This window comes from Xanthobacter sp. AM11, assembly GCF_047444035.1.
Lineage (GTDB): Bacteria > Pseudomonadota > Alphaproteobacteria > Rhizobiales > Xanthobacteraceae > Xanthobacter.
The window spans coordinates 4,081,286-4,104,739 of the sequence record NZ_JBLAOA010000001.1 but is presented as its reverse complement, the minus strand read 5'-3'; the positions used below and the strand labels follow the sequence as shown (position 1 = coordinate 4,104,739).

The 23,454-nt window shown below is 67.3% G+C and carries 26 protein-coding genes and 1 pseudogene; 10 read left to right on the top strand and 17 right to left on the bottom strand.

Annotation, left to right across the window (positions count from 1 at the left end):
• Positions 1-65 precede the first annotated feature (65 nt).
• A complete protein-coding gene (locus tag ACI7BZ_RS18790; RefSeq protein ID WP_414115299.1) occupies positions 66-1,190 on the top strand; it encodes an IS4 family transposase in 1,125 nt (374 codons plus the stop codon).
• Between the two features lie 24 nt (positions 1,191-1,214).
• On the opposite strand, the pseudogene ACI7BZ_RS18785 reads toward ACI7BZ_RS18790, so the two are convergent.
• The 16 genes and pseudogenes from ACI7BZ_RS18785 to ACI7BZ_RS18710 form a co-directional block, all read right to left on the bottom strand.
• A pseudogene (locus ACI7BZ_RS18785) lies at positions 1,215-2,354 on the bottom strand (sigma 54-interacting transcriptional regulator); the annotation flags it as partial.
• 90 nt (positions 2,355-2,444) lie between these two features.
• Positions 2,445-3,461 carry a 2Fe-2S iron-sulfur cluster-binding protein gene (locus ACI7BZ_RS18780; protein WP_414118657.1) on the bottom strand — a complete coding sequence of 339 codons (1,017 nt, stop codon included), beginning with the start codon at positions 3,459-3,461 and terminating at the stop codon, positions 2,445-2,447.
• A 17-nt stretch (positions 3,462-3,478) separates the two neighbouring features.
• Entirely contained in the window at positions 3,479-4,471 is a 993-nt protein-coding gene (locus tag ACI7BZ_RS18775) for an aromatic/alkene monooxygenase hydroxylase subunit beta (RefSeq protein ID WP_414118656.1), read from the bottom strand.
• 15 nt (positions 4,472-4,486) lie between these two features.
• The gene (locus ACI7BZ_RS18770) at positions 4,487-4,801 is read right to left on the bottom strand and encodes an MmoB/DmpM family protein (RefSeq protein ID WP_414118655.1); all 315 of its coding nucleotides are present in this window, start codon (positions 4,799-4,801) and stop codon (positions 4,487-4,489) included.
• 61 nt (positions 4,802-4,862) lie between these two features.
• Positions 4,863-5,198 (bottom strand): monooxygenase system ferredoxin subunit, encoded by a 336-nt coding sequence (locus ACI7BZ_RS18765; protein ID WP_414118654.1) that lies wholly within the window; start codon positions 5,196-5,198, stop codon positions 4,863-4,865.
• Between the two features lie 6 nt (positions 5,199-5,204).
• Positions 5,205-5,465, bottom strand: a complete 261-nt coding sequence (locus tag ACI7BZ_RS18760; RefSeq protein WP_414118653.1) for a toluene-4-monooxygenase system B family protein — start codon at positions 5,463-5,465, stop codon at positions 5,205-5,207.
• Between the two features lie 115 nt (positions 5,466-5,580).
• On the bottom strand, positions 5,581-7,077 hold the full coding sequence (locus tag ACI7BZ_RS18755) for a ferritin family protein (protein WP_414118652.1): 1,497 nt from the start codon (positions 7,075-7,077) through the stop codon (positions 5,581-5,583).
• A 547-nt stretch (positions 7,078-7,624) separates the two neighbouring features.
• On the bottom strand, positions 7,625-8,335 hold the full coding sequence (locus ACI7BZ_RS18750) for an OmpW/AlkL family protein (RefSeq protein ID WP_414118651.1): 711 nt from the start codon (positions 8,333-8,335) through the stop codon (positions 7,625-7,627).
• Between the two features lie 71 nt (positions 8,336-8,406).
• On the bottom strand, positions 8,407-9,462 hold the full coding sequence (locus tag ACI7BZ_RS18745; protein ID WP_414118650.1) for an NADH:ubiquinone reductase (Na(+)-transporting) subunit F: 1,056 nt from the start codon (positions 9,460-9,462) through the stop codon (positions 8,407-8,409).
• A 10-nt stretch (positions 9,463-9,472) separates the two neighbouring features.
• The gene (locus ACI7BZ_RS18740) at positions 9,473-9,841 is read right to left on the bottom strand and encodes a phenol hydroxylase subunit P4 (RefSeq protein WP_414118649.1); all 369 of its coding nucleotides are present in this window, start codon (positions 9,839-9,841) and stop codon (positions 9,473-9,475) included.
• 10 nt (positions 9,842-9,851) lie between these two features.
• Positions 9,852-11,366 carry an aromatic/alkene/methane monooxygenase hydroxylase/oxygenase subunit alpha gene (locus ACI7BZ_RS18735; protein WP_414118648.1) on the bottom strand — a complete coding sequence of 505 codons (1,515 nt, stop codon included), beginning with the start codon at positions 11,364-11,366 and terminating at the stop codon, positions 9,852-9,854.
• A gap of 22 nt (positions 11,367-11,388) precedes the next feature.
• Positions 11,389-11,661 (bottom strand): MmoB/DmpM family protein, encoded by a 273-nt coding sequence (locus ACI7BZ_RS18730; RefSeq protein WP_024280165.1) that lies wholly within the window; start codon positions 11,659-11,661, stop codon positions 11,389-11,391.
• A gap of 27 nt (positions 11,662-11,688) precedes the next feature.
• Positions 11,689-12,678, bottom strand: a complete 990-nt coding sequence (locus ACI7BZ_RS18725; RefSeq protein WP_414118647.1) for a ferritin family protein — start codon at positions 12,676-12,678, stop codon at positions 11,689-11,691.
• 98 nt (positions 12,679-12,776) lie between these two features.
• Positions 12,777-13,088, bottom strand: a complete 312-nt coding sequence (locus ACI7BZ_RS18720; protein ID WP_414118646.1) for a phenol hydroxylase subunit — start codon at positions 13,086-13,088, stop codon at positions 12,777-12,779.
• Positions 13,089-13,299: 211 nt separating this feature from the next.
• Complete coding sequence (locus ACI7BZ_RS18715) at positions 13,300-14,130, bottom strand: alpha/beta fold hydrolase (RefSeq protein ID WP_414118645.1); 831 nt, start codon at positions 14,128-14,130, stop codon at positions 13,300-13,302.
• 133 nt (positions 14,131-14,263) lie between these two features.
• On the bottom strand, positions 14,264-14,983 hold the full coding sequence (locus ACI7BZ_RS18710; protein WP_414118644.1) for a GntR family transcriptional regulator: 720 nt from the start codon (positions 14,981-14,983) through the stop codon (positions 14,264-14,266).
• Between the two features lie 228 nt (positions 14,984-15,211).
• Here ACI7BZ_RS18710 and ACI7BZ_RS18705 point away from each other — a divergent pair, with 228 nt between their 5' ends.
• The 9 genes from ACI7BZ_RS18705 to thmT are packed head-to-tail and all read left to right on the top strand — an operon-like array spanning position 15,212 to position 22,480.
• Complete coding sequence (locus ACI7BZ_RS18705; RefSeq protein ID WP_414118643.1) at positions 15,212-15,787, top strand: 2Fe-2S iron-sulfur cluster-binding protein; 576 nt, start codon at positions 15,212-15,214, stop codon at positions 15,785-15,787.
• Positions 15,765-16,685 carry a catechol 2,3-dioxygenase gene (locus tag ACI7BZ_RS18700; protein WP_414118642.1) on the top strand — a complete coding sequence of 307 codons (921 nt, stop codon included), beginning with the start codon at positions 15,765-15,767 and terminating at the stop codon, positions 16,683-16,685. Before ACI7BZ_RS18705 ends, ACI7BZ_RS18700 begins: the two co-directional genes overlap by 23 nt.
• Positions 16,686-16,692: 7 nt before the next feature.
• Complete coding sequence (locus ACI7BZ_RS18695; RefSeq protein ID WP_414118641.1) at positions 16,693-17,115, top strand: GlcG/HbpS family heme-binding protein; 423 nt, start codon at positions 16,693-16,695, stop codon at positions 17,113-17,115.
• A 40-nt stretch (positions 17,116-17,155) separates the two neighbouring features.
• Entirely contained in the window at positions 17,156-18,667 is a 1,512-nt protein-coding gene (locus ACI7BZ_RS18690; protein WP_414118640.1) for a 2-hydroxymuconic semialdehyde dehydrogenase, read from the top strand.
• A 17-nt stretch (positions 18,668-18,684) separates the two neighbouring features.
• Positions 18,685-19,488 carry a 2-keto-4-pentenoate hydratase gene (locus ACI7BZ_RS18685; RefSeq protein ID WP_414118639.1) on the top strand — a complete coding sequence of 268 codons (804 nt, stop codon included), beginning with the start codon at positions 18,685-18,687 and terminating at the stop codon, positions 19,486-19,488.
• A gap of 54 nt (positions 19,489-19,542) precedes the next feature.
• A complete protein-coding gene (locus ACI7BZ_RS18680; RefSeq protein WP_414118638.1) occupies positions 19,543-20,484 on the top strand; it encodes an acetaldehyde dehydrogenase (acetylating) in 942 nt (313 codons plus the stop codon).
• Positions 20,484-21,518, top strand: a complete 1,035-nt coding sequence (dmpG, locus tag ACI7BZ_RS18675; RefSeq protein WP_414118637.1) for a 4-hydroxy-2-oxovalerate aldolase — start codon at positions 20,484-20,486, stop codon at positions 21,516-21,518. The genes ACI7BZ_RS18680 and dmpG overlap by 1 nt, the downstream gene beginning before the upstream one ends.
• Positions 21,515-22,285, top strand: coding sequence for a 2-keto-4-pentenoate hydratase (locus ACI7BZ_RS18670; RefSeq protein ID WP_414118636.1), 771 nt, complete (start codon positions 21,515-21,517; stop codon positions 22,283-22,285). The genes dmpG and ACI7BZ_RS18670 overlap by 4 nt, the downstream gene beginning before the upstream one ends.
• Positions 22,286-22,291: 6 nt before the next feature.
• The gene (thmT, locus tag ACI7BZ_RS18665; RefSeq protein ID WP_414118635.1) at positions 22,292-22,480 is read left to right on the top strand and encodes a 2-hydroxymuconate tautomerase; all 189 of its coding nucleotides are present in this window, start codon (positions 22,292-22,294) and stop codon (positions 22,478-22,480) included.
• A 596-nt stretch (positions 22,481-23,076) separates the two neighbouring features.
• On the opposite strand, the gene ACI7BZ_RS18660 is transcribed toward thmT, so the two are convergent.
• Positions 23,077-23,367: a PepSY domain-containing protein gene (locus ACI7BZ_RS18660; protein ID WP_414118634.1), complete on the bottom strand. Its 291-nt coding sequence runs from the start codon at positions 23,365-23,367 to the stop codon at positions 23,077-23,079.
• Positions 23,368-23,454 lie beyond the last annotated feature (87 nt).

The window sequence follows — 23,454 nt, the reverse complement described above, 5'->3', positions numbered from 1 at the left end:
TCTTGGTAGGGCCTTGATCGATCAGTAGGATTTCCGATTCGGCGGAGAGCGGATCGGGATTTTGCATGAGAAGAGACATCATCGCCGCTTTGAGGCATTGCCTGGACAAGCACTTGTCGATGCGCAAGAGCCGGCTTGAGAGCTTCTGCGTCCTTGTCGTCGGCGTTCTGCTGTCGCGCACCGTCAATCTAAGTCACCTTGCCGGGATGTTCCCGACGCGGGCGGAGATTGCTTCAAACTATCGCCGCCTCCAGCGTTTCTTCGAGCAGGTCGAGCTGGATAGCGATCAACTGGCCCGCGTCGTGGTGAGGATCGCACGGATCGGATCGGGGCCCTGGCTTCTTGCCCTCGACCGCACCAGTTGGAAGTTCGGGCGACGCGACGTCAACGTCCTGATGCTCGCCATCGTCCATAACGGCATCGCCATCCCGCTCATGTGGGACGTGCTCGACAGAGCCGGCAACTCGACCACGGCCCATCGCGAAGCCCTGCTGTCCCGCTTTTGCAATGTCTTCGGTGCCGAGGCTGTAGCCGGATTGATCGCTGATCGGGAATTCGTCGGCACGGCCTGGATGGCCTTTCTGGTCGAGAACAACATCCCGTTCATCCTGCGCATCAAGGACGCCTTCCAGATCCGTCTGGCTGATGGCCGCTGCTGCCCGGTCGTTTCCTTGTTCCGGAAGCTCGCCATCGGCGGACGCCGCTACGTGCGCGAAGATTGCCGCCTCGGTTCACGCGGCAGCGCTCTCGGGCCGCCCGTAAAGCTCGCGGCGACACGACTGGCCAGTAAGGAACTGCTCGTTGTGGCAACCAACACCGATCCCGGGATCGCCCTGGCCAACTATCGGCGGCGCTGGGAAATCGAAACCCTGTTCGCGGCCAGCAAGACGCGCGGTCTCAACCTCGAGGACACTCACATCACCAACCCGGAGCGGATCGCCAAGCTCATCGCCGTGCTGGCCGTCGCCTTCACCTTCGCTCATACAACTGGGGAATGGAGCGCCAGACATCGACCAATTATCATCAAGACCCACAAGCGCAAGGCAAAGTCGATTTTCCGCGTCGGCTTCGATCTGCTGAGAAAAATCCTGATCCAAGGAGGACGCGAAGCCGTTCAATGCTGGAACGCCATCATGACAGGGCAACCTCCAAATCCACAAGGCCCCAGAGCAGGCCCACATCCAGCATGAAAGAGTCGTGTACTGTGAGCTGAGGGTGCCGATCTCGTCGAGGAACAGCGTGCCACCGTGGGCGCGCTCGAACCGGCCCGCCCGCGACACCGTGGCGCCGGTGAAGGCGCCGCGCTCCACGCCGAACAGCTCGGATTCGATCAGCTGCTCGGGGATGGACGCGCAATTGACCGCCACGAACGGCCCCTTGGCGCGGCTGCTCAGGCGATGGAGATTGTGGGAGAATATCTCCTTGCCAACGCCGCTCTCGCCGAGGAACAGCACGGTCGCTTCGGTGGGCGCCACCTTCTTCACCAGATGGCAGACGGTGTTGAAGCCGCTGGAAATGCCCACCATGCCGAAGTCGTTGTCCGGCGGCGCCCCGTCGAGGGCTGCGAGGCGCGCCGTGGCCGGCAGCTTTCCGCCCGCCGTGGGGTTGAACTTCACGAAATCGCCGATCTGCAGGAAGCGCAGATCCTCGCGCGCCTCCTCGCCCCACTCCTCGGCGGGACGGCCGATGACCCGGCACTTGGTGTGGCCGGTGCATTTGCATTCAAGCTCGCGCCACAAGATGGGCCGGCCCATGAAGGTGCTGGTGTAGCCGCAGGCATAGCCCACCAGCATCCAGCAGGCCGGCTCGTCGCCGAGACCGTAGCTGGCGATATGGGCCTCCGCCTCGGAGCTGTCGATGAGGTAGAAATCGCCGAAATAGCGCCCTTCCGCTACGTCGATGTCCAGCGCCACCGGCTCGCAATGGACCATGCCTTCCAGCGACACGAGCTGGGGGCCGGCGAGGAAGCTGTCCAGCGTGTTCGAGCCGGAGCGCAGCTTCTTGGCCATCTTGGCGTCGTTGGCGCCCGCCTGATAGCCGATGCGGGTGATGAGGCCGCGCGCGGTCTCCTTGCCGAGGCTCTCGATCAGTTCCTGGCGCAGCGCGCCGAGGGAACTGACGTGCATCAGCATCATGCGCTGGTCGTCGAGCCGGATGCGCCCCTGCTGGGGGGAGAAGCGCAGGCGATCGGCGAGGTCGTGGATCTCCGGGACGTGGATCTCGGGGCCGTGGACTGGGGAAAGACCCGCCTCCGCCCGTGCCCACAGGTCGGGGGAGGGGACGCGCGCATCCCCCGGCAGGCCGGCCTGCCGGTGGAGGCGCCGCTTCACTCGCGCGCTGCGCTCGTTTCTCATGGCGATGGTCGTGTCACTCCCTGGTCGGTCTTTTCGTTCTTCGCCGGCATTGTTGCCGGTCGTTCCCTCCCCGCCGCTCCCGCCCGATGGTCAGAAGAAGCGGTCGAAATGGATATGCGCGATGGGCACGGTCCATTTGACGATCAGCAGCTTCTGCAGCGCCTCCGTCATCGGCGGCGGGCCGGCAAAATAGAACTCGGCCTGGTCCGCATGCGCGCCCACCGCACGCTCCACCTCCTCGTGGACGAAGCCCCGCACGCCGTCCCAGCCGCTGCCTTCCGCCTCGGCGGACAGCACCGGCGTGTAGGCGGTCACACCCTCCTGCGCCGCGCCCATCAGCGCGGGAAAGCACAGGTCCCCGCGGGTGCGCGCGCCCTCGAAGACGAACAGCCGGCGCCCGGGCGATGTCTCCGCCGCCGCCCGCGCCACCACAGCCTGCGCCACCGACACCACGGGCCCGATGCCGGAGCCGCCGGCGATGCACACCACGTCGCGCGGCGCATCGGCTCGAAAATGAGCATGGCCGTAGGGGCCGTCAATGTCGAGCGTATCACCGATCGCCAGGGCGTCGAACATGGCATTGCTGCCCCGGCCGCCGGGAACGCGGCGGATGACGAAGCGCCATTCGCCCTCCGCGTTGGGCAGGTTCGACATGGAATAGGCCCGCGCTCCCTGTGCCCCGGGCGGGCGGAACACCGCATATTGGCCAGCGATGAAATGCGCGGGCTCGGCCGTCCTGAAGACGAACTCGGCCATGCTGGCGGTCACGGCGCGGCGCGCGACGAGAACCGCCGTCATCCGGCGCGGCGGGACGGGCGGACGATATTCCTCCCCGGGGCGCACCTTTATGGTGCAGTCGGACCGCGGCCGCGACTGGCAGGCGAGGCGCTTGCCCCGCCGCCGGTCGCGCTCGGAGAGGCCGGGCGCCTCCTCCCAGAGCGTCTCCATCTCGCCCGAGACGAGATCGAAGCGGCAGCTGCCGCATCCGCCCACGCTGCAATCGTAGGGGAACCCCACGCCTGCGCGCAGCGCCCCGCGCAGCAGCGTGTCCTCGCCGGCGGAGACGTCGAAGCCGCCTCCGCCTTCCAGCGTGATGCGATGGCTCATGGACCCGGCGCCCCCGCTCAGGCGCCGAGGCCGAGGCCGCGGCGATAGGCGGCCACCGTCGCCTTGGCCGCGTTCGCCCCGTCGCGCGCGTCGGGCAGGCGGGAGCTGTAGGCATCGATGGCGGCATCGCCGAGCGGCGCCCATTTGGCGAGCCAGTCGTTGAGCACCTGCCGGTTGCCGTCGGCCTCCAGCATCATGGCGACCAGCGCCGACGTCCAGCGCCGGTGACGGTCGGCGTCGAGCAACTGCGCGTCGCACAGCAGGCCGAGCAGGGTGTCGCCATTGTGCCGCGCCGCCTGGCCGAGCCCGCGCAGCACCGCCTCTTCCAGCGCCGGGCGGGCGACCAGGTTCATGGCCACGAAATGCTCGCCCCAGTCATAGGTGGCAAGGCCCGTCTCCACCAGTTCGCGGAACCCCTGCCAGGCGGAATCGGTTTCCCAGATGGCCCGCTCGCCGGTGCCGAAGCCGTGGTCGTCGAAGCTCTTGGCCAGCTCGCGGGTGCGGTAGGCGGTGTGGGTGAGCCAGCGCAGGGAATCCGCGGTCTGGTAGGTGGCGACGTTGGAGATGGTGGACGCCGGCGCCATCTGGCACAGATAGGCCGAGCCCATCTGCAGCGTGTGGAACAGGTAGCGCACCGGCGTGTAGATGCGCGCGAGGTGGCGCACCCAGGAGCGCTCCAGCATGGCGTCGTGGCCGCGCTCGGAAAACTGGTCGAACAGGCCGAAGACGTAATTCTCCTGCCCATCCTGAAGCATGTTGTAGGTGCGGTAGACCATCTCGTCCGGGTCGCGGTAGGCGTTCCAGTCGGGATGCTTCAGCGGGCAGGCGTTGCGGTAGGTCTTGTACCACTGCGCCGGCGGGAAATCCGGGTCGAGCTCGAACGGCGCGTCGGGCCGGTCGGTGGTGTAGTGCAGGTTGGTGGAGACGATCTCGTATTCGCTCGGCTTGCGGCGGCGGGCGGCGAGATGGCTCCAGGTCTTCAGCGGCTGGGCGATTGCGGGCTGGTTCATTGTTTCCCCCCGGTGTCAGAGTGTTTTTTCGTAGTAGAAGCGGACGTGATCCTCGGTCATCTCGATGCGTCCGGCGAAGGAGCCGAGGTTGATCTCCAGCTCCTGCATGCGGAACGGCCGGCCGAGGGTGCGCTCCAGCGTCTCGCGACGGATGATCATCTCGCCATCGGTGTCGATGCGCACATAGGCGAGCTTGTCGTCCACGTGGATGGTCTTTCCGGGATTGTCCTCCTCGGCCGCCTCGATGACGCCGGCCGTGAGCGGGCCGGCGCGCAGGATGGGGCCGACCCGGTTGTTGCGGTAGCCATTGGCCACGTTGTTGACTGTCACGGTGGTCTCCTCCGAATGTTCTTGTTGCGTCGGCTCGGGTCGGCGACCGGAGCCTTCTCGATCAGGTGTGGGCGAAGCGCGGCTCGACGCCTTCGGTCGAGACCAGGATGGATTCGCCCTCCACCTTCACCGGATATTCGGCGAGGTGGCAGTCCTTGGGGTTCACGCCGCGGCCGGTGGCGGCGTCGAAGGTCCACTGGTGGGCGCGGCACATGAGAACCCCGCCCTCCAGCCTGCCCTCCGAGAGGGGGATGTCCTGGTGCGGGCAGATGCCCTGGAAGGCGCGGATGTCGCCACCCTCGGGCCAGACGAGCAGGATCACCTGCCCGTCCACCTCCACCTCCGCCATGTCGCCTTCCCAGAGGTCGTCCAGCGTCGCCGCGAGCTTGAAACTCATGATCCCTCACGCATCGCAGAAGATGAACTCAAGTGTTTCCATGGGCCTGATGCCACTTTCGGCGAGGCGCATGTCGCGCGGGAAGAAATCGTCGGCACCCTGGCGGCGCACGCGCACCACCTTGTCCGGCCGGGGCGCCACGCGCACGCCCACTGAATGCCCGGCGGCGGTGGCGGCCACCTCGTCCATGGTGTTCTCGGTGTCCACGGGCATGAGCAGCAGCACGAAGTCGTGCTGGAAATTGGAGATGACGGGGAACAAAGCCATGACAGGCTCCTTGTCCGGCCGATGCGGCCTGTGCATTGGAATGCGCGCACCCTCCCGTGCCGCGGCGAAGACCGCCGCGGCCTCGATGGCACCCGCAGTGATGGCGCTCGTTCGCCTATTCGGCGGCCATGCGGCCCCGGTAGGCGTCCACCCAGGCATAGTTGTGGGCGTCGTCGCCGCACTCGCCGGGCTGGAGGTTCATGTAGGTGAGCGCGCCGAGCAGGTCGGCGGGCTGGATCTGGCCGGCGAGGAAGCGGTCCACCAGCGTCATGTGCCCGCGATAGCGCGTCGGGTCCTGCTCGAAGATCCAGCGGTCGATCTCGGAATTGAAGTGGTAGAGCCGCCCCTCATAGTCGAGCGGATAGTCCTTCACGTTCCAGCCGTTGCCGGGAATGGCGCAGATCGGGATCTGGCTCATGTTGCACACGATGGGCAGGGTCTGCGGCATGGTGCGCTCGGGATGGCCGGCGACGAGATTGTCGATGATGACATCCCAGGCCTTGCCGAACGTGTCGTTCCAGCCGGGATACTTCTCCTCCAGCCAGTCGCGGCAGTCGGGCGTGACGCCGGCGGCCGGGTTCCACCACAGGGTCGGCCGCCAGAACCACAGGCCCATCTGGTAGGCGTGGTGCTGGTAGTCGAACTCGGCGATCATCTTGTCCCAATACCAGGGCAGGTCGAGGCCGAGGTCGATCAGCGAGCGCTCGAACTGATCGACGATCCACTCCTGCATGAATTCCTTGAACGACTGCTTCCGGTGATGGAGCGGCGTGTTGTAGTCCATCGACGGGCCGGTGAGGATGCAGAAGATGCGCCAGGCGCGGCCGATGGCGATGTCCACCAGCTTCTGTGCCTCCGCCTTGCGGCCGTTGGAGATCAGCACCTGGAGCGCCGGGCCGCCGATCTGCGCATGGCGGGATTCGTCGGTCTGGATCGAGGAGATGAGGCTGGAGAAGGTGTAGTCGCCGGCCTCCGCCGCATCGGCGGCGAGCCCGAGGAACTGCATGTTGGTGAAGCCGGTCTCGAAGGCGAAGGTCAGCATCACCGCAATCTCGGTGGCGCTCCTGGCCATGAAGAGGTCGTCGAAGGCGTGGCGCGCGGCGATCGCCGCCCATTCGTTGGTGTGGTAGGCCTTGTGGCCCCAGTCGAACTGGCGGTCCTTCGGGCAGTATTCGTGCGGGAAGAACAGCTGCAATTGTGCGTGGCGGTTCTCGTCCATCATGCCGAAGGTGGCCATGTTGCGCATGCCCGGCGCCCGGCCGAAGCGGGCCATGCGGGCCTCCGCGCTCATGGCCGCATATTCGCCCAGCGCGATGGCGCCGTAGTGCGACTTCAGGATGGAGCGCCAGCCGGGGTCCGCATCCTCGAAGATGCGGCTGCGCTGCAGGGCCGCCTTGACGGAATAGGCGCCCGCATCCTTCTCCCGCTGGACGCTGACATATTCCGGGAAGGAGGTCTTGTAGGGCTCGTCATAGACCTCCCACTTCTCCGCCGGCACCCCCTGCGCCCCGGTCATGACGTCCGGGAAGAGGTCGTCATCGGTGACGAATTTCGGCGTCCAGTTGGTGGAGCGCGCGATGTCGTACCATTCGGATCGATCGAGCAATGCCATGGCATCTTCCTTGGGCTGGTCGGGTGTTGGGTTTTTATTGGGCGCCGGAGACTTTCCGCCACCGGCAGCTCCACCATGATGAGCAAGATGAATGCCAGAATTCCGATTTGGCCATTCACCTTGCTTTGCAGCATCGATTCAGGTGCCGCGGTTTGTTGCCGTTCAATACTTTTCCGGGGTTGCGGCGGTATCTTTTGCCGGCCATCCCACTTGCGTTTGCAATGCACACGAAGTGCGTGCCCTTCGCGGCGCGGCCCCGGTCTACGGATTGATGAAATTCGCCCTCCTTCCAGATGATGAATTTCACCATTTCATCAAATGTGCAGATCATAGATGCAGAGGCCCGGTCCGCATCACGCGTTCTGTCCGTAATTATTACTAATCTTGGCTATGAGTATAATATTATTGTCGAATATATGGGTCGAATGCAGAGTAATCGCGCGCCGGAGCGATCCCTCAGGCGGGCATTCCTGCATATGTCCTCAGGGCTCGGCGCGCCTGCGGCACGTTCCCCCGGCTTGGGCCAGGTCCCGCGCCGCGCGCCGCGTCAGAAGCGGTAGGTGATGCCCGTGAACAGCACGAGCGGATCGAGCTTCACGTCCGCGGAGACGGGCACGCCGCCGAGGGTGCCGGTGGCGTCCACCGACAGGAACAGCTTCTTCACGTCGAAGAACACCGCCCAGTTGCGGGCGAGGATATAGTCCACGCCGGCCTGCAGCACGAAGGCGGGCGCGCCTCTCACCGACAGGTTCTGCACCGCGCCGGAGGTGGAGTTGAAGATGATCGAATAGCCGACGCCAGCGCCGACATAGGGCTGGATCGGGCCGAAGTCCTTGAAGTGGTAATGGGCGGTCAGGGTCGCCGGGCCGTAGGTGACCTTGCCGAGCGTGCCGAGGGCGGTCGCAGTGCCGGTCCCGCTCAGGGTGGTGGTGGGCGGATAGCCGCCGGTGAGGCTGATGGCGATGTTGTCGTAGAGGAAATAACCGACTTCGACCAAGGCGGTGAGATTATTCTCGGCATGGGCCGAGGCGCCCGCCACCGTGCCGAGCGGGGTGGTGATGGTGGCGCCGGAATCGAACAGAACGCCGCCGAGGCCGACCCTCACGTACCAGGCCGGGTCCGGCATTGCCGGCGCGGCCGCGGGCGCCGCCGCCAGATCCGCCGCCTGCCCGCAGGCCGGCAGGGCCAGCGCCGCCGCCATGCCAGCGGCCGCACCCGCGAGGGCCGATCTCCATCCGTAGTTCGCCGTGCTCGTCATTTCCCCCTCCAAGTTCCAAGCTGTGCCGCGCCGTGCGTGATGCCGGCCCGTGCGGATTGAACCCAGGCCCTTCAGATGCCGCGGAAGACCGGGCTCTTCTTCTCCGCGCCGTCCGATGCGGTCAGGAACCGCTCGGTGAAGATGTGCTTCTCGAACAGCCGGCCGCGCATCAGCGCGCCGATGGCGGCCTCGATCATGGGCGGCGGGCCGCACAGATAGGCGCTCTGCCCCTCGAACCTGCCCTCGAACAGATGCTCCGCCACCTCGTGCACGAAGCCGCGCGCGCCGCCCCAGCCGCTGCCCTCCGGCTCGGCCGAGAGCGCCGGTACGTAGCGGAAATTGGCGTGGCGCCGCGCCAGCTCCTCGAACAGGTCGCGGTCGTAGAGGTCGCGCTCGGTCCTCACCCCGTGGATGAGGGTGATGGGCGCGCTCCAGCCTTCGGCGAGGAGGTCGAGGATCATGGATCGCGGGCTCGATACGCCGGTCCCGCCGGCGAGGAACAGCAGCGGTCCGCCCCGGCTCCTGCGCACGAAGAAGCGGCCGTAGGGGCCGGAGAAGCGCACCCGGTCGCCCACCTTGAGCGTGTCATGCACGAAGGCCGTGCCCCGCCCGCCGGGCACGCGGCGGATCTGCAGGTCCACATGCGTGCCCTCGTGCGGCGGATTGGCGATGGAGAAGGCGCGGGTGCCCGCGACCGTGGGAATGTGCAGGTTGATATATTGCCCGGCCTGGAACGCGATGGCGCCGTCCAGGGCGAGGCGGATGCCCTTCACGTCATGGGTCAGATCCGCGATCGACGCCACGGTGGCGCTGTAGTCCGCCACGGGGATGCGGCGCTGGTCGGGGTCCTCGTCCACCTCCGCCTCGATCACCACGTCTTCGAGGAGCCGCGCCGTGCAGGCGAGCGTCTTGCCGCCGGCGCGCTCGAAGTCCATCAGGGCGAAGGGGGAGGCCTCGGCGTGGTCCACCGCGCCCTCCACCACCTCCACCTTGCAGGTGCCGCACAGGCCGTGCCCGCAGGCATGGGGCAGCCAGATGCCGGCCCTGAGGCAGGCGTCGAGGATGGTCTGCCCGTCCTCGACGGTGATGACCTCGCCCAAAGGCTCGATGGTGAGCTCGTGCCCCATGCCCGCCACCTCAGCTCGCCGAGCCCTTCCAGCCATGAAGGCCGGGGGTCTTGAAGCGCACGAGGGACTTGTGGCCGAGGCCGTTGGCTTCGAGCGAGGCGGCAGGATCGGGGGCCATCGGCACCCCGTCGATCATCCATTCCACCTTGCCCCAGTCGATGCGCGCGGCATCGGGATGCGCGGCATAGGCGGGGGCGATCACGTCCGACACCAGCGCGCCGAACGCCATGCCCGGCGGCAGCGGGAAGGCGACGGCTGCACAGAAGGAGAGATGCTCCTCCCAGTGCACATAGACGAGAATGTTGCCGTGGAAGTTCTTGCGCGCATCCCGGACCGTTACATGGTCGAGATATTCGGCGGGATCGAGGGCGTTGAGCATGTTGTTCTCCTCAGCCCGCGGCCCGCGTGGCGGCGGCGTGCCAGTCGTTCCAGAGCTTTTCGTCGGGGGAGCCCACATAATCCATGTTGTCGGCACCCGCGTTCAGCCGGTACCACGCGAGCACGTCCGGGATGCTGGCCCCGCCACAATTGCCCTGGAAGATCTGCTGCACCGGCATCCAGGCCTGCACATACTTCTGCGGCTCGGCATCGAAGATGTCCTTGCAGCCGTCGGAGCAGAAATGATAGGTTTCGCCCTCCACTTGCGAGCAACGGAAGGCGATCTTCGTCGGGTCGCCCGGCTCGGTGTAGACCATGGGGATCTGGCAGACCTGGCAGAGCTGCGGCAGAGAATTGTTGTAGAAGCGCTGCCCCTGCTTCTCCATTTCCGCCCACATCTCGAAGCGGGGGCGGTAGTATTTGTCGAAGGTGTTGGGATATTTCTCCGAGAGCCAGTCCATGTGCGCGCGGTCCGGCATCCAGGTGTGGAAGGCGGCGGCGTGGGTGTATTGGTAGAAGGTGGCCCAGTTCTGGTGGGAGATGTGCTCGGCGTCGGCGGTGGCCACGTCGGCATATTTGGGAACCTTGAGGCCGTAGCGGGCGAGATCGGTGAACAGCGAGCCGCCGGCCTCGGTGAAGTAGATCTCCCACGCCTCCTTCCAGCTCATCACCTTCTTCGGCAGCATGTAGTCCATCATCATGGCCACGAGGCCGAGCACGCGGTGGCCGCGCCAGAACCACTTGTCCACCCAGCGCTGCACGATGGGCAGGTTGTCGGCGTCCTGCTCCAAGAGGAACTTGATGACCTCGATGCCGAGCGTCATGTGGCGGCTCTCGTCCGACTGGGCGGAGAAGCCGAAGGTGACGGTGGACATGTCACCATTGTAGGCCGCACCGGACATGAACGGCACGAACAAGAGGTTCGTCAGCACATATTCGAAGGCGAAGCCGATGGCGATCATGTATTCGAACGGGCCGGCCGAGCGCGCATCGTCGAAGAACGACTTCGGCACGGACAGATACCACACGCGGTCGTGCATGTGGCGGAACTCGGAGAGCCCATCGAAATACTTGTTGTAGTGGCTGATGGTGTGGATCTGCGTCTGCACGTGGCGCAGCTCGTCCAGCGACTGCATCTGCGCGGCGATGCGCGGGCCGACCCCGCGCAGGTGGCGGCCGGCGAAGGCGAAGCCGCGGTGCGCCTGGTATTCGAGCGGCGAGACGCCGGTGAGGAACAGTTTCAGGACATTGGTGTAGCGCGCATCGGAGATGCCGGTCTGGCCGTTGTTCTGGGCGAAGGCATCGAGCACCGCATAAAGCTTGCGCTCCTTCTCGCCCTGGAACTTCCAATAGGCATCCATGGTGAGCCGGAAGGGGTCCTCCCAGGCTGACCAGTCCTTGATCTTGATGCCCTCGAAGCGGTCGTAGGGAAACACCTTGTCCATGGGCTGGTAGGTGGTCTCCCAGTCCAGCCCGCGGGTCATCAGGGCGTAGCGCTGCTTCAGGCCGAGCTTCTTCGGTGTCATGCCGTGGTCCTTCCGCAAAAGCTCAATGCTTCCAGCTGAGGGTGAAATGGTCGTCGTCCTCGTCGAGGTTGCCGGCCATGGAGACGATGACGAGCTGCAGTTCCTGCGGGTCCCAGGCACGGCCGATGCGCGCCTCCACCGAGGCGCGGCGCACCACCAGTTCGTCGTCGCGGTCGAGCTTCACGGCGCCGGGCATGTTGAGCACGCGGCAGCCGGGGTTGTCGGCGAGGATCGCCTCGATGATGGGGCGGGCGTCGTCATTGTGGAGCAGGGTGATGGAGGCGATCTGGGCCATGAGCGGTAATCCTTCGCGGGCGTTGCTTCAGAGCGTGAGGCCGAGCCGGGCGGCGCGGGCCCGGGCGGCGGCGGCTGCGGCGACGGCCGCGCTCTCATCGCCCACCAGCAGCACGGAAAGCGTCGTGCCCGCCGCTTCCGCGCGGTCGATCCAGTAGCGCGCCCAGCCGGAGACGAGGGCGGCGTTCTCGGCGCTCTCCGCGGCTGCCGTTCGGATCACCTGGTCGGTCCATTTGCCCTCTTCGGCGGCCCAGTCGGCCATGAATTCGGTGAGCATGGCGACGGGGATGGCGACCGGGCCGAAGGCGGCATCGGCGCGGGCGTAGACGAGATCGAGCAGCACCGCGTTCACGCCCAGCGCCTGCGCCACGAACAGGTGGAACCAGTCGCGCTCCACCAGCGTGTCCTCGATCAGCTGGCGCGCGCCCTGCCAGGCCGGGGCGGTCATCCAGGCGGCCTTGGCGGCGCCGAGGGAGGTGCCGGTGTGCGCATCGATGACGAGGCCGATGCGGGAGATGATCTGTGCCATGCCCAGATGGTCGCCGGCGGAGAAGATGCTCGGTGCCGTCACCGCGGTGCCGTAGCCGCGCTGGCAGATCTCCGTCATGTTCATGTTGGCGCCCCAGTGCAGGTGGCGCACCGGCAAGAGCCCGGTCACGAGCTTCGCCTTCAGGCTCTCATCGGCCCTGGCGAAGAGATCGCGCTCCTCGACGAAGGTGAAGTTGCGCTCCACTGCCTGGTTCATGTTGGCGCGGGCAATATTATAGGCGCCATAATAATATTGGCGGGGATCAAGCAAAGCGTACCAGTCCCGCATCACGACCTCGGTCTTGCGCGGGTCGTAGAGGTTGAACTGGGGCTCCCACAGCGGCCGGTAATGGAAATGGTCGGTGGGCTGGAGGTCGAAGGTCGCCTCCTGGTAGCGCGACGCCGGCTTGTCGCCGCCGAGACGCCGCGCCACATGGCCGAACGTCTGCCGCTTCGGCTCCAGGTCGATGGTCTTGATCTGAACAGTCACCGCTTCCTCCAGTAGAGCCGCTGGATGGCTCCGCATCTTGATTGTGTCCGGCGTCTTGATGCGCGCGGTTTAGTTTTGAAACGTCTTGCGCAAGCGCCCTACGCGCGCTCGTCCTGCGCGGCGCCCGTGGCCGTCCGCTGCAGGAGGCCGGGATGGCCGGCCCGCCACGCCATCTGCTCGATCGCCTCCGAGGTCCCTTGATCGACGGCGCACACCGACGCGCCGCGCAGCTGGCAGAATTCCTCGAAGGCCTTGGTGGGCAGGATCAGCTCGACGGCGAGGTCCCCGCCATAGAGCGCAAACTCGAACTCGACGAAGCGGCCGAGCCGCGTGCCGAGAATGCGCACCTGCGCCTGCATGGGGTCTGTGGGCGCGCTGACGACACCGCCCTGCGAGAGGGAATGAGCCACTGTCCCGCCTCCCGGGAATGAGCGGGCCCGCATGCTGCAAGCCCATCGTTGTTGGCTTGTTTATCGGCGGCGACGATTTCGGTGTCAACGAAAATTTCGAGAAAATGAAAATTGCCGAACTTATTCCAGGAACTCGAACGATGCGGCCGGGCCGGTGCCCGGCGGCGGTCATCGCGGGTTGGTCTGGCGAAACGTCGGCCTCGGTGGCGCGTCAGGCGCCCTCGGCCAGGAAGTCGCTCACAAGGCGGTTGAACCGGGCGGCCTGCTCAATCTGGGTCCAGTGGCCACAGCGACCGAACACGTGCAGTTGCGCGCGGTCGATCAGCTTCGCCAGACGCAGCGAAACGTCGAGTGGAATCACCCGGTCCTCACGGCCGTGGACGATGAGCACCTCGTGGGGCAGGGCGCGGATCTCAGCCTCCGCGCTGGCCAGCGCATCGAGATGGGGCTGGCGCGGTGCCGGGAACATGGCCGAGAAGCTCTCCTGGAAGCCAGGGCGGATGGACGCCCTGAAGCGCAGCTCGGCCAGCTCGTCGGTGACGAGGCCGCGGTCGAAGGCGAACACGTCGAGCAGCGCCCGCATGGCCGCGAGCGAAGGCTCGTAGCCCCACACCCGCTCCAGCCCTTCGGAGATGGGAAAGGAAAGACCGACGCTGCCCATCAGCACCAGCCGGCGCACCCGCTCGGGATGCGCCACCGCCAGCGCCAGGCCGATGGCGCCGCCGAAGGAATTGCCCACGATGTCCACCCGCTCCAGCCGGAGCGCATCCATCAGGGCGAGGGCCTGCCGAACCCAGGTCTCGCGGGTCCAGGAGATGCCGGAAGGCCGGTCGCTGAAGCCGAAGCCCACCATGTCCGGGGCGATCACGCGGAACCGTTCCGACAGCGCGGGAATGACGCCGCGCCAGTTGGCCCAGGCCGACACGCCCGGGCCCGAGCCGTGGATCAGCAGCACCGGCGCGCCGCTGCCGCGGTCGTGGACATTGGTGTCAAACGCGCCGGTGCGTACGCTGACGCCGATTTCGGGATTGTCGTCGCTCATGGTGTCACCCTTTCTTGTCACGGCGGCGCCCGCCGGCACGCGGGCGCAGCTGAGCCTCCCGCGCGCCAGCCGGCGCCGGGGTGGACGAGAGATTTGAAGACCGGAATGGCAGGCCCCGGAGCGGGGCGGCGGCTCAGGTGAGCGCGGGCAGGTTTCGGCTCAGCAAGGTGAGGGTCTTGTCGATGTGCTCCGCCTCCAGGCGGCAGGCGAGGTCCACGTCGCGGGCGAGGGCCGCGTCGAGGATCGCCTTGTGCTCCGCATGCACGTTGCGCGGCTCGAACCGGGCGGCCAGCGAGATGCGGCGGTAGCGCTCCGACTGCTGGAACAGGATGCCGTGCATGTGCTTCACCCAGCGCGACGGGCAGGCGGCAATCAGGGTGAAGTGGAAGTCCCGGTTGCGCGCCTCGAACTCGTCGCGCAGTTCGCTCGATTCGGTCTTCTCCTCGGCGAGCTTCTCCTCCACCTTGGACAGGCGGTGATAGGCGCCAACCAGCGCGCCTTCCCACGCATCGTCGCCGAAGATGATGGACTGGCGCAGCGCCTCGACCTCCACCAGCTTGCGCGCGGCGGTGAGATCGGCGAAGTCGTCGAGGGAGATTTCCGCCACGCGGAAGCCGCGCTGCTCCTCCGAGGTGACGAGGGCTTCCCCCACCAGCCGCGTCAGCGCCTCGCGCAGGGTGGACGCGCCCACGCCGTAGCGCTCGCGCAGCATCTCGAAGCGCAGCTTGAGGCCGGGGGACAGTGCCCCCGTCAGGATGTCCTGCCGGATCGTCTCGTAGGCCGCCTCGACGAGGCTGCGCGCGCCGACCACCTTCGCCTGGCGACCGGCGACCTCCGCTGCGTTCTTTTCCATGGTGACGATGTCCTCGGCGGGCGATCGCGCCGAGGCGACGATCCGGCGTTACGGTAGCTCACATCGATTTTTCGCTCAAGATCGCATTATGGAGATAATCACGAATATTCATTAAAAACCGCTATAATTAAAAATCTCGAAAATTTATTGACACTCCCCGCCGGGTGGGCGCATAAGCAGCTCAACATGACCGGAAAAGCGGTCGGACCGGAGGAGGCGGGGAGGCCGATGACCAAGGATTCCGAAGTCACCGGGCAGCATGTCGGCCACCACGGCGCGTCCGTTGGCGGATGCCTCGCCGGGGCCTCGGGAGCCTGCCCTCTCGCCGGCCTCGGCGGCTGTTCGAGAGGCTCGCCACCGGGGCCGCAACTGCCCCAGTCCTCGACCGCCAGCCGCGTGACGGTCACCGTCGAGGGGCACGGCAGCACGTCCGTCAGCACGCAGGAGCGGGTTCTGGTGGCACTGGAACGGGCCCGCGGACTGGGCCAGCTGAACGGACTTCCCCGCAGGCTGCCGGTGGGCTGCCGCCGCGGCGGCTGCGGCGTCTGCCGCGCCCGGGTGATCGCCGGCGACTACCGGTGCGCGCCCATGAGCCGGGAGCATGTCTCCGCGGCCGAAGCGGCGGACGGGGCCGTTCTGACATGCGCCATCTACGCGCAGAGCGACCTGACGCTGCGGTTCGATTCCCCCGCTCTCACCGGCAACAGGCCGACAGCGGGAAAGACCGGCGCCAACGACCAGCCGGCAAGATCAGGCAGGAAACACGAGGGAGAGAGCAGTCATGGCCCACACAGGCGTTCTTAGGCCCGGCTTCATCCAGCTGCGCGTGCTCGACATGCCGGCTGCCATCGAGCACTACACCAAGAGAATCGGGCTGCATCAGGTCGCCGAGGGGCCGGACGGACGCGTCTACCTGAAATCCGCCGACGAGTTCGACCACCACAGCTTCGTCCTGCGCCGCGCCGATACCGCCGGCTTCGACCTGATGGCCTTCAAGGTCCGCACCGAGGCCGACCTCGATGCGTTCGAGACGCGCATCCTCGCCTACGGCTACCCGGTGGATCACGTCCCCGCCGGCGAGCAGCCCGGCATCGGCCGCCGCATCGGCTGGACGCTGGCCTCCGGCCACCGCATCGAGCTGTTCGCCCAGGCCGAGCAGTCCGATCCCAGGCCCAACACCCACAATCCGGACGTCTGGATCGCCGAGCCCCACGGCATGCGCGCCCGCCGCTTCGATCATGCTCTGCTCTATGGGCCGGAGATCGAGAAGAACCTCGACTTCTTCCAGACCGTGCTCGATTTCTCCTGCGCCGAGCGGCTCGACATGCCCGACGGCGTGCTCGCCGTCTGGCTCACCGCCGGCATGAAGGCGCACGACATCGCGTTCGTGAAATATCCCGAGCCCGGCAAGTTCCACCATGCCTCGTTCGAGCTGGAGAACTGGAACGACGTGGGCCACGCCGCCGATATCATCGCGCGCTACGACATCTCCATCGACATCGGCCCCACCCGGCACGGCATCACGCGCGGGCAGACCATCTATTTCTTCGATCCTTCCGGCAACCGGAACGAGGTCTTCACCGGCGGCTATACTTATTATCCCGACCACCCCACCCGCACCTGGGACGCGGAACAGGTGGGCAAGGCCATCTTCTACTATGAGCGGGAGATGAACGACGCCTTCCTGTCCGTGGTGACCTGAGACGGGGATGGAAGTCTCCCACGGCATCCGCAGCATCACTGCTGCTGCGGCGGCGAAGGCCGCCGAGGCCGCCCTCGCATGCGGCGCCGGACGCGGGACGCCTGTGGTGGCGGCCGTGGTGGACCATGGCGGGCACCTCCTCGCGCTGCTGCGGGCGGACGGGGCGTTCACCGCCTCCCTCGACATGGCCCGCGAGAAGGCCTGGACCGCCGCCACCTTCGGCATGTCCACCGACCGGCTCTGCACGCTGGTGGGCGGCCATGAGGTGCTGCGCGACGGCATCGCCCGCCGCCCGGGCGTGATCCTGTTCGGCGGCGGCGCGCCCATCCTGGAAGACGGCCGCCTGATCGGCGCCATCGGCGTCTCGGGCGGATCGGAAGACGACGACCGTGCATGCGCGGAGGCCGGGATCATGGCCCTCGGCCTGTGAGGGCGGCCGGTGCAGGCCAGTTAGAAAAGGAGAGGCAAGAATGTCCGTCCACCCGTTGCTTGAGCGCAGGCCCCTTTCGCAATCGAGCGCGCGTCGCGACGCCGCGCACTTCATCGATGGAGCGTTCACGCTAGGGGACACCGGCAAGGGCTGGGACAATTTCTGCCCGGTGGACGGCAGCCGGATCGGCCGCGTTCCCGAGGGTGGGCGCGCCGAGGTGGACGCCGCGGTGACGGCGGCGGCGGCGGCGCTCGACGGCCCCTGGGGCCGCATGACCGTCACCGAGCGCACCGACCTCCTCGCCGAGGTGGCGGGCGAGATCGACCGCCGGTTCGATGACTTCCTGGAAGCCGAATGCCTCGACACCGGCAAGCCCATGTCGCTGGCCGCGCACATCGACATCCCGCGCGGCGCGGCGAATTTCAAGATGTTTACCGACGTGGCCAAGACCATCGCCACGGAATGCTTCCAGACCCCCACGCCCGACGGCGCCGGCGCGCTGAACTATGCCCTGCGCCGCCCGCGCGGCGTCATCGCCGTCATCTCGCCCTGGAACCTGCCGCTGCTGCTGATGACCTGGAAGGTCGGGCCGGCGCTGGCGCTGGGCAACACGGTGGTGGTGAAACCCTCGGAGGAGACCCCGCTCACCGCCACCCTGCTCGGCGAGGTGATGAATGCGGTGGGCCTGCCGCGCGGCGTCTACAATGTGGTGCACGGCCTCGGCCCGCAGTCGGCCGGCGAGTTCCTCACCCAGCACCCGCGCGTCGCCGGCATCACCTTCACTGGCGAGACCCGCACCGGCGAAGCCATCATGCGGCAGGCCGCCCACGGCATCCGCCCGGTGTCGTTCGAGCTTGGCGGCAAGAATGCGGCCCTCGTCTTCGCCGACTGCGACCTGGACAAGGCGGTGGAGGGCACCTTGCGATCGGCCTTCTCCAATTGCGGGCAGGTCTGCCTCGGCACCGAGCGGGTCTATGTGGAGCGGCCCATCTTCGACACCTTCGTCGCCCGCCTGAAGGCCGGCGTCGCGGGTCTGCGTCCCGGACGGCCGGAGGACCCCGCCACCGGTATCGGCCCGCTGATCTCGAAGGAGCATCAGGCCAAGGTGTTGTCCTATTACGCCCGCGCGGTGGAGCAGGGCGCAAGCGTGGTCGCCGGCGGCGGCGTGCCGCGCATGCCGGAGGAACTGGCCGGCGGCAATTGGGTGGAGCCGACCATCTGGACCGGGCTCGCCGACGACGCCGACTGCGTGACGCAGGAGATCTTCGGCCCCTGCTGCCACGTCCGCCCCTTCGACACGGAGGCGGAGGCCGTGCGCCTCGCCAACGCCACGCCCTACGGCCTCGCCGCGGCGGTGTGGACGCAGGACCTCGCCCGCGCCCACCGCGTGGCGGCGCGCATGGAGGTGGGCATCTGCTGGGTGAACTCCTGGTTCCTGCGCGATCTGCGCACCGCCTTCGGCGGCGCCAAGGCCTCCGGCATCGGCCGCGAGGGCGGCGTCCACAGCCTCGAATTCTATACCGAGATCAGCAACGTCTGCATCAAGCTCTGAAGACCCGGAAATCCCCCATGACCACATCTGAAGAGGCGACATACCAGGCGGCGATCCGCGCGGCCGCCGACCGCCTCCACGCGGCAGCGACCGCGCGCGCGCCCACCGCTCCCATCCGCGACCTTCTGAGGGAAGGCGACGTGGACGCCGCCTATGCGGTGCAGCGGATCAACACCGAGCGGGCGCTGGCCGCCGGCCGCCGCCTCGTCGGCCGCAAGACCGGCCTCACCTCGGTGGCGGTGCAGCGCCAGCTCGGCGTGGACCAGCCGGACTACGGCATGCTGTTCGCCGACATGGCGCGCCCGGAGGGGCTCGACATCGCCGTCGCCGACGTGCTGCAGCCGAAGGCGGAGGCGGAGATCGCCTTCGTCATCGGCCGCGACCTCGACGGCGAGCAGCTCACGGCGGCCGACCTGTTCCGCGCGGTGGAGTATGCGGTACCCGCCATCGAGATCGTCGGCAGCCGCGTCGCCGGCTGGGACATCCGCATCACCGACACCATCGCCGACAACGCCTCCTCCGGCCTCTACGTGCTCGGCTCGCGGCCCACGCGGCTCACCGATTTCGATCCGCGCCTGTGCGGCATGGTCATGGAGAAGCGGGGCGAGCCGGTGTCCGTGGGCGCGGGCGCGGCCTGCCTCGGCTCGCCGCTCACCGCCGCTTTGTGGCTGGCGCAGGTGATGGCGCGGGTCGGCCTGCCCCTCAAGGCCGGCGACACCATCCTGTCCGGCGCCCTCGGCCCCATGGTCGCGGTGGCAGCCGGCGATGTGTTCGACGTGCGCATCGGCGGGCTGGGCTCGGTGCGCGCGGCTTTCGTCTGAGGCGGGGAGCGCCGGGCCGGCCGTCCCTTCCATCGAATGCGAGGAGTTGACTGCATGTCGAAAATCAAAGCCGCCATCATCGGGTCGGGCAATATCGGCACCGATCTGATGATCAAGATCATGCGCATGTCGCGCCATCTGGAGATGGGGGCGATGGTGGGGATCGATCCGGCCTCGGACGGCCTCGCCCGGGCGGCGCGCCTCAACGTGCCGGTGACCCATGAGGGCATCGACGGCCTCACCCGCCTGCCCAATTATGCCGAGATCGGCGTGGTGTTCGACGCCACCTCGGCCAAGGCCCACATCGCCAACGACGCGGTGCTGCGCAGGGACGGCAAGAAGGTCATCGACCTCACCCCCGCCGCCATCGGCCCCTTCACCATCCCCGCCATCAATGGCGAGGCCAATCTCGACGCCCCCAACGTCAACATGGTGACCTGCGGCGGGCAGGCCACCATCCCCATGGTCCATGCCGTGCGCCGCGCCACCGACCGGGTGATCTGGGGCGAGATCGTCGCCTCCATCTCCTCGAAGTCCGCCGGCCCTGGCACCCGCGCCAACATCGACGAGTTCACCGAGACCACCTCCAAGGCCATCGAGGTGCTGGGCGGCGCCGAGCGTGGCAAGGCGGTCATCATCCTCAATCCGGCCGAACCGCCCCTCATCATGCGCGATACCGTCTTCACCCTCAGCCAGGGCGGCACGCGCGAGGCCATCGAGGCGTCCATCCTGGAGATGGTCGAGACCGTGCAGAAATACGTGCCCGGCTATCGGCTGAAGCAGAAGGTGCAGTTCGAGGAGATCGGCAACAACGCCCCCGTTCGCATCCCCGGCGTCGGACCGATCAGCGGCCTCAAGACCACCATCATGCTGGAGGTGGAGGGCGCCGCCCATTACCTGCCGGCCTATGCCGGCAATCTCGACATCATGACCTCGGCCGCTTTGGTCTCCGCCGACCGCTGGGCCGCCAAATTCCTTGCGAAGGAGGCCGCGTGATGGCCCGTCCCAACCCCGACAAGCTCTATATCCAGGACGTCACCCTGCGCGACGGCATGCACGCCATCCGCCACCAGTACGACCTTCCCACCACCCGGGCCATCGCCCGGGCGCTGGACCGCGCCAAGGTGGATGCCATCGAGATCAGCCATGGCGACGGCCTCACCGGTGCCACCTTCAACTATGGCTTCGGCGCCCATGACGACCTGGAATGGATCGCCGCCGTCGCGGACGAATGCACCCACGCCGTCGTCACCGTGCTGCTCATCCCCGGCATCGGCACGGTGCATGATCTGAAGGCCGCCTATGACGCCGGCGCCCGCTCGGTGCGGGTGTGCACCCATTGCACCGAGGCCGACGTGTCGCGCCAGCACATCGAGGCGGCGCGGGCACTCGGCATGGACACGGCGAGCTTCCTGATGATGGCCCACATGATCCCGGCCGAGGCCCTCGCCGAGCAGGCGAAGCTGATGGAGAGCTACGGCTCGGAATGCGTCTATGTGACGGATTCCGCCGGTGCCCTGCTGCCCGAGGACTATACCGAGCGGGTCAAGATGCTGCGCGACGCGCTCAAGCCCGAGACGGAGATCGGCGTCCACACCCATCACAACCTCACCCTCGGGGTGGCCAATGCGGTGGCCGGCATCGAGGCCGGCGCGGTGCGGGTGGATGCCTCCCTTGCCGGCATGGGCGCCGGGGCCGGAAACGCGCCGCTGGAGGCGCTCGTCGCCGTGCTCGCCCGCAAGGGCATCGAGACGGGCTGCGACCTCAACATTCTGATGGACGCCGCCGACGATTTGGTGCGGCCGCTGCAGGATCGACCGGTGCGGGTGGACCGCGAAAGCCTCTCGCTGGGCTATGCCGGCGTCTATTCCAGCTTCCTGCGCCACGCCGAGAACGCCTCGAAGACCTATGGCGTGGACACCCGCGACATCCTCGCCGAACTCGGCCGCCGCCGCATGGTGGGTGGACAGGAGGACATGATCGTCGACGTGGCGCTCGATCTCCTCAAGGGCCGGGGAGAGGCCGCATGACCAGCCTTTCGGGCCTTGCCCAGATCGTCGACGAGGCGGCGCGCACCGCCACCCCCATCGCCCAGCTCACCGACAGCCTGCCCGACCTGACGGTGGATGACGGCTACGCCATCCAGGCGCTTTCCGTTGCCCGCCGCCGGGGACGCGGAGAACGCCGCGCGGGCATCAAGATGGGGCTCACCTCCCGCGCCAAGATGGCCCAGGTGGGCGTTTCGGAGGTGATCTGGGGCCGCCTCACCGATGCCATGCGCCTCACCGAGGGCGCCGGGCTGAACCGCGCGCGCTATGTGCACCCGCGGGTCGAGCCGGAGGTGGCCTACATCCTCAAAAGGCCACTGGAAGGCGAGGTCTCGGCGGCGGAGGCGCTGGCCGCCGTGGAAGCGGTGGCGCCGGCCATGGAGATCATCGACAGCCGCTATCGCTGCTTCAAGTTCGCTTTGTCGGACGTGATCGCCGACAATTCGTCCTCCTCCGGCTTTTATGTGGGCGGATGGGCGCCCGCCGCCACCGATGTCGCCAACCTCGGCATCCTCATGGAGGTGGACGGCCGCCCGGTGCAGATCGGCTCGACTGCGGCCATCCTCGGCGACCCCATCCGCAGCCTCGTCGCCGCGGCGCGGCTGGTGGCCAAGGCCGGCGAGCGGCTGGAGGCGGGCGACATCGTGCTCGCCGGGGGTGCCACGGCGGCCTATCCGCTGTCGGCGGGGCAGTTCGTGCAGACCACGTTCCAGTCCCTGGGACGGCTCTCCTTCAACGTGGAGGCGTGACCCGCCATGCCGATCATCGAGATCACCCTGATCGAGGGCCGACCCTTCGAGAAGAAGAAGCGCATGGTGAAGGAGGTGACCGATGCGGTGGTCGCCTCCCTCGACGCGCCGCGCGAGGCGGTCCGCATCATCATCCGCGAGGTGCCGCCCTGGCACTTCGCTGCCGCAGGGGTGGTGAAGGGCGAGCCGGAATAGGCCGGGAAGGCTGATGACCCGTTCCTGAAATCCGCCGCAGTGCCACACCCGGCCTCCATCGAGGCCCTGAAGTACCCCTCGGGGAAGGACTACGACTTCGAAACAGCAAAGCTGACTTGGTCGCATGGGGCCTGACGCGCCGGAACTTCAGGGCGCCGCCCCTGCCATGATCCCCGAACGCCAGGCTGTGGGGGGTCACGCCGGTCCATCGACGAAACGCGCGGACGAAATTGCTGTGGCACTCCCGCCGCAAAGCGGCAGGAGTGAAGCTGAAATACATCGCTGCCTTGGCGCCGGGGCGCGAGCGGCGGACCGGGAAGCTGACGCCAATGGCGCTTCGTCGAGGCAAAGTTAAATAACATCAGCGCGGTACGCCTCAAGAGGCGTCGAGCCCCAATGGACCAAATCGCTGCGGCGGCAGGCCAGGATGATCCCAGGGGACCATCGCGAACGGCAGTGCCAGCGACGGTAGCCCTGCGAGCAGGGCCAGATTGAACCGTGCCGCCAAAGCAGGCAGTCCAGAGGGCCGCTGCGGGTCAGCAACCGTCAGGCGGCGTTTGCGGCCACTGGAGGGGACCCATTGATCCGCGGCCCGATCAATCGTCATCATCCCGGCTATGCACCCGTTCAAGGCGCGCTGGGTCGAATTTCGCCTTCAGGCGTGCGCCCTGCGCGTTGGTGGCGCGGACCTTGTAGCAGCCGTCATCGGAGCGAATGGAGAGCACCGTCCAGCCCTCGCCCTCCAGCTTCTTCTGCAGCGCCTCGCGCGGCTGCCACTCGGCCAGCGGCACGTTGCAGTCGCGATCAGCGGCGGCCGGCGTCGCGGCCAGGCCGGCGGCAGCGAAACCGGCGGCAGCAAGCCAGATTGCGAACCCTGGGCGTCTCACCGCGCATCCTCCTTCGGCCCCGGCCCCACGAACACAGCATGCGAAGCTGACGGACACCTGAACGCCCCCACGGATTCTGTCGTCCCT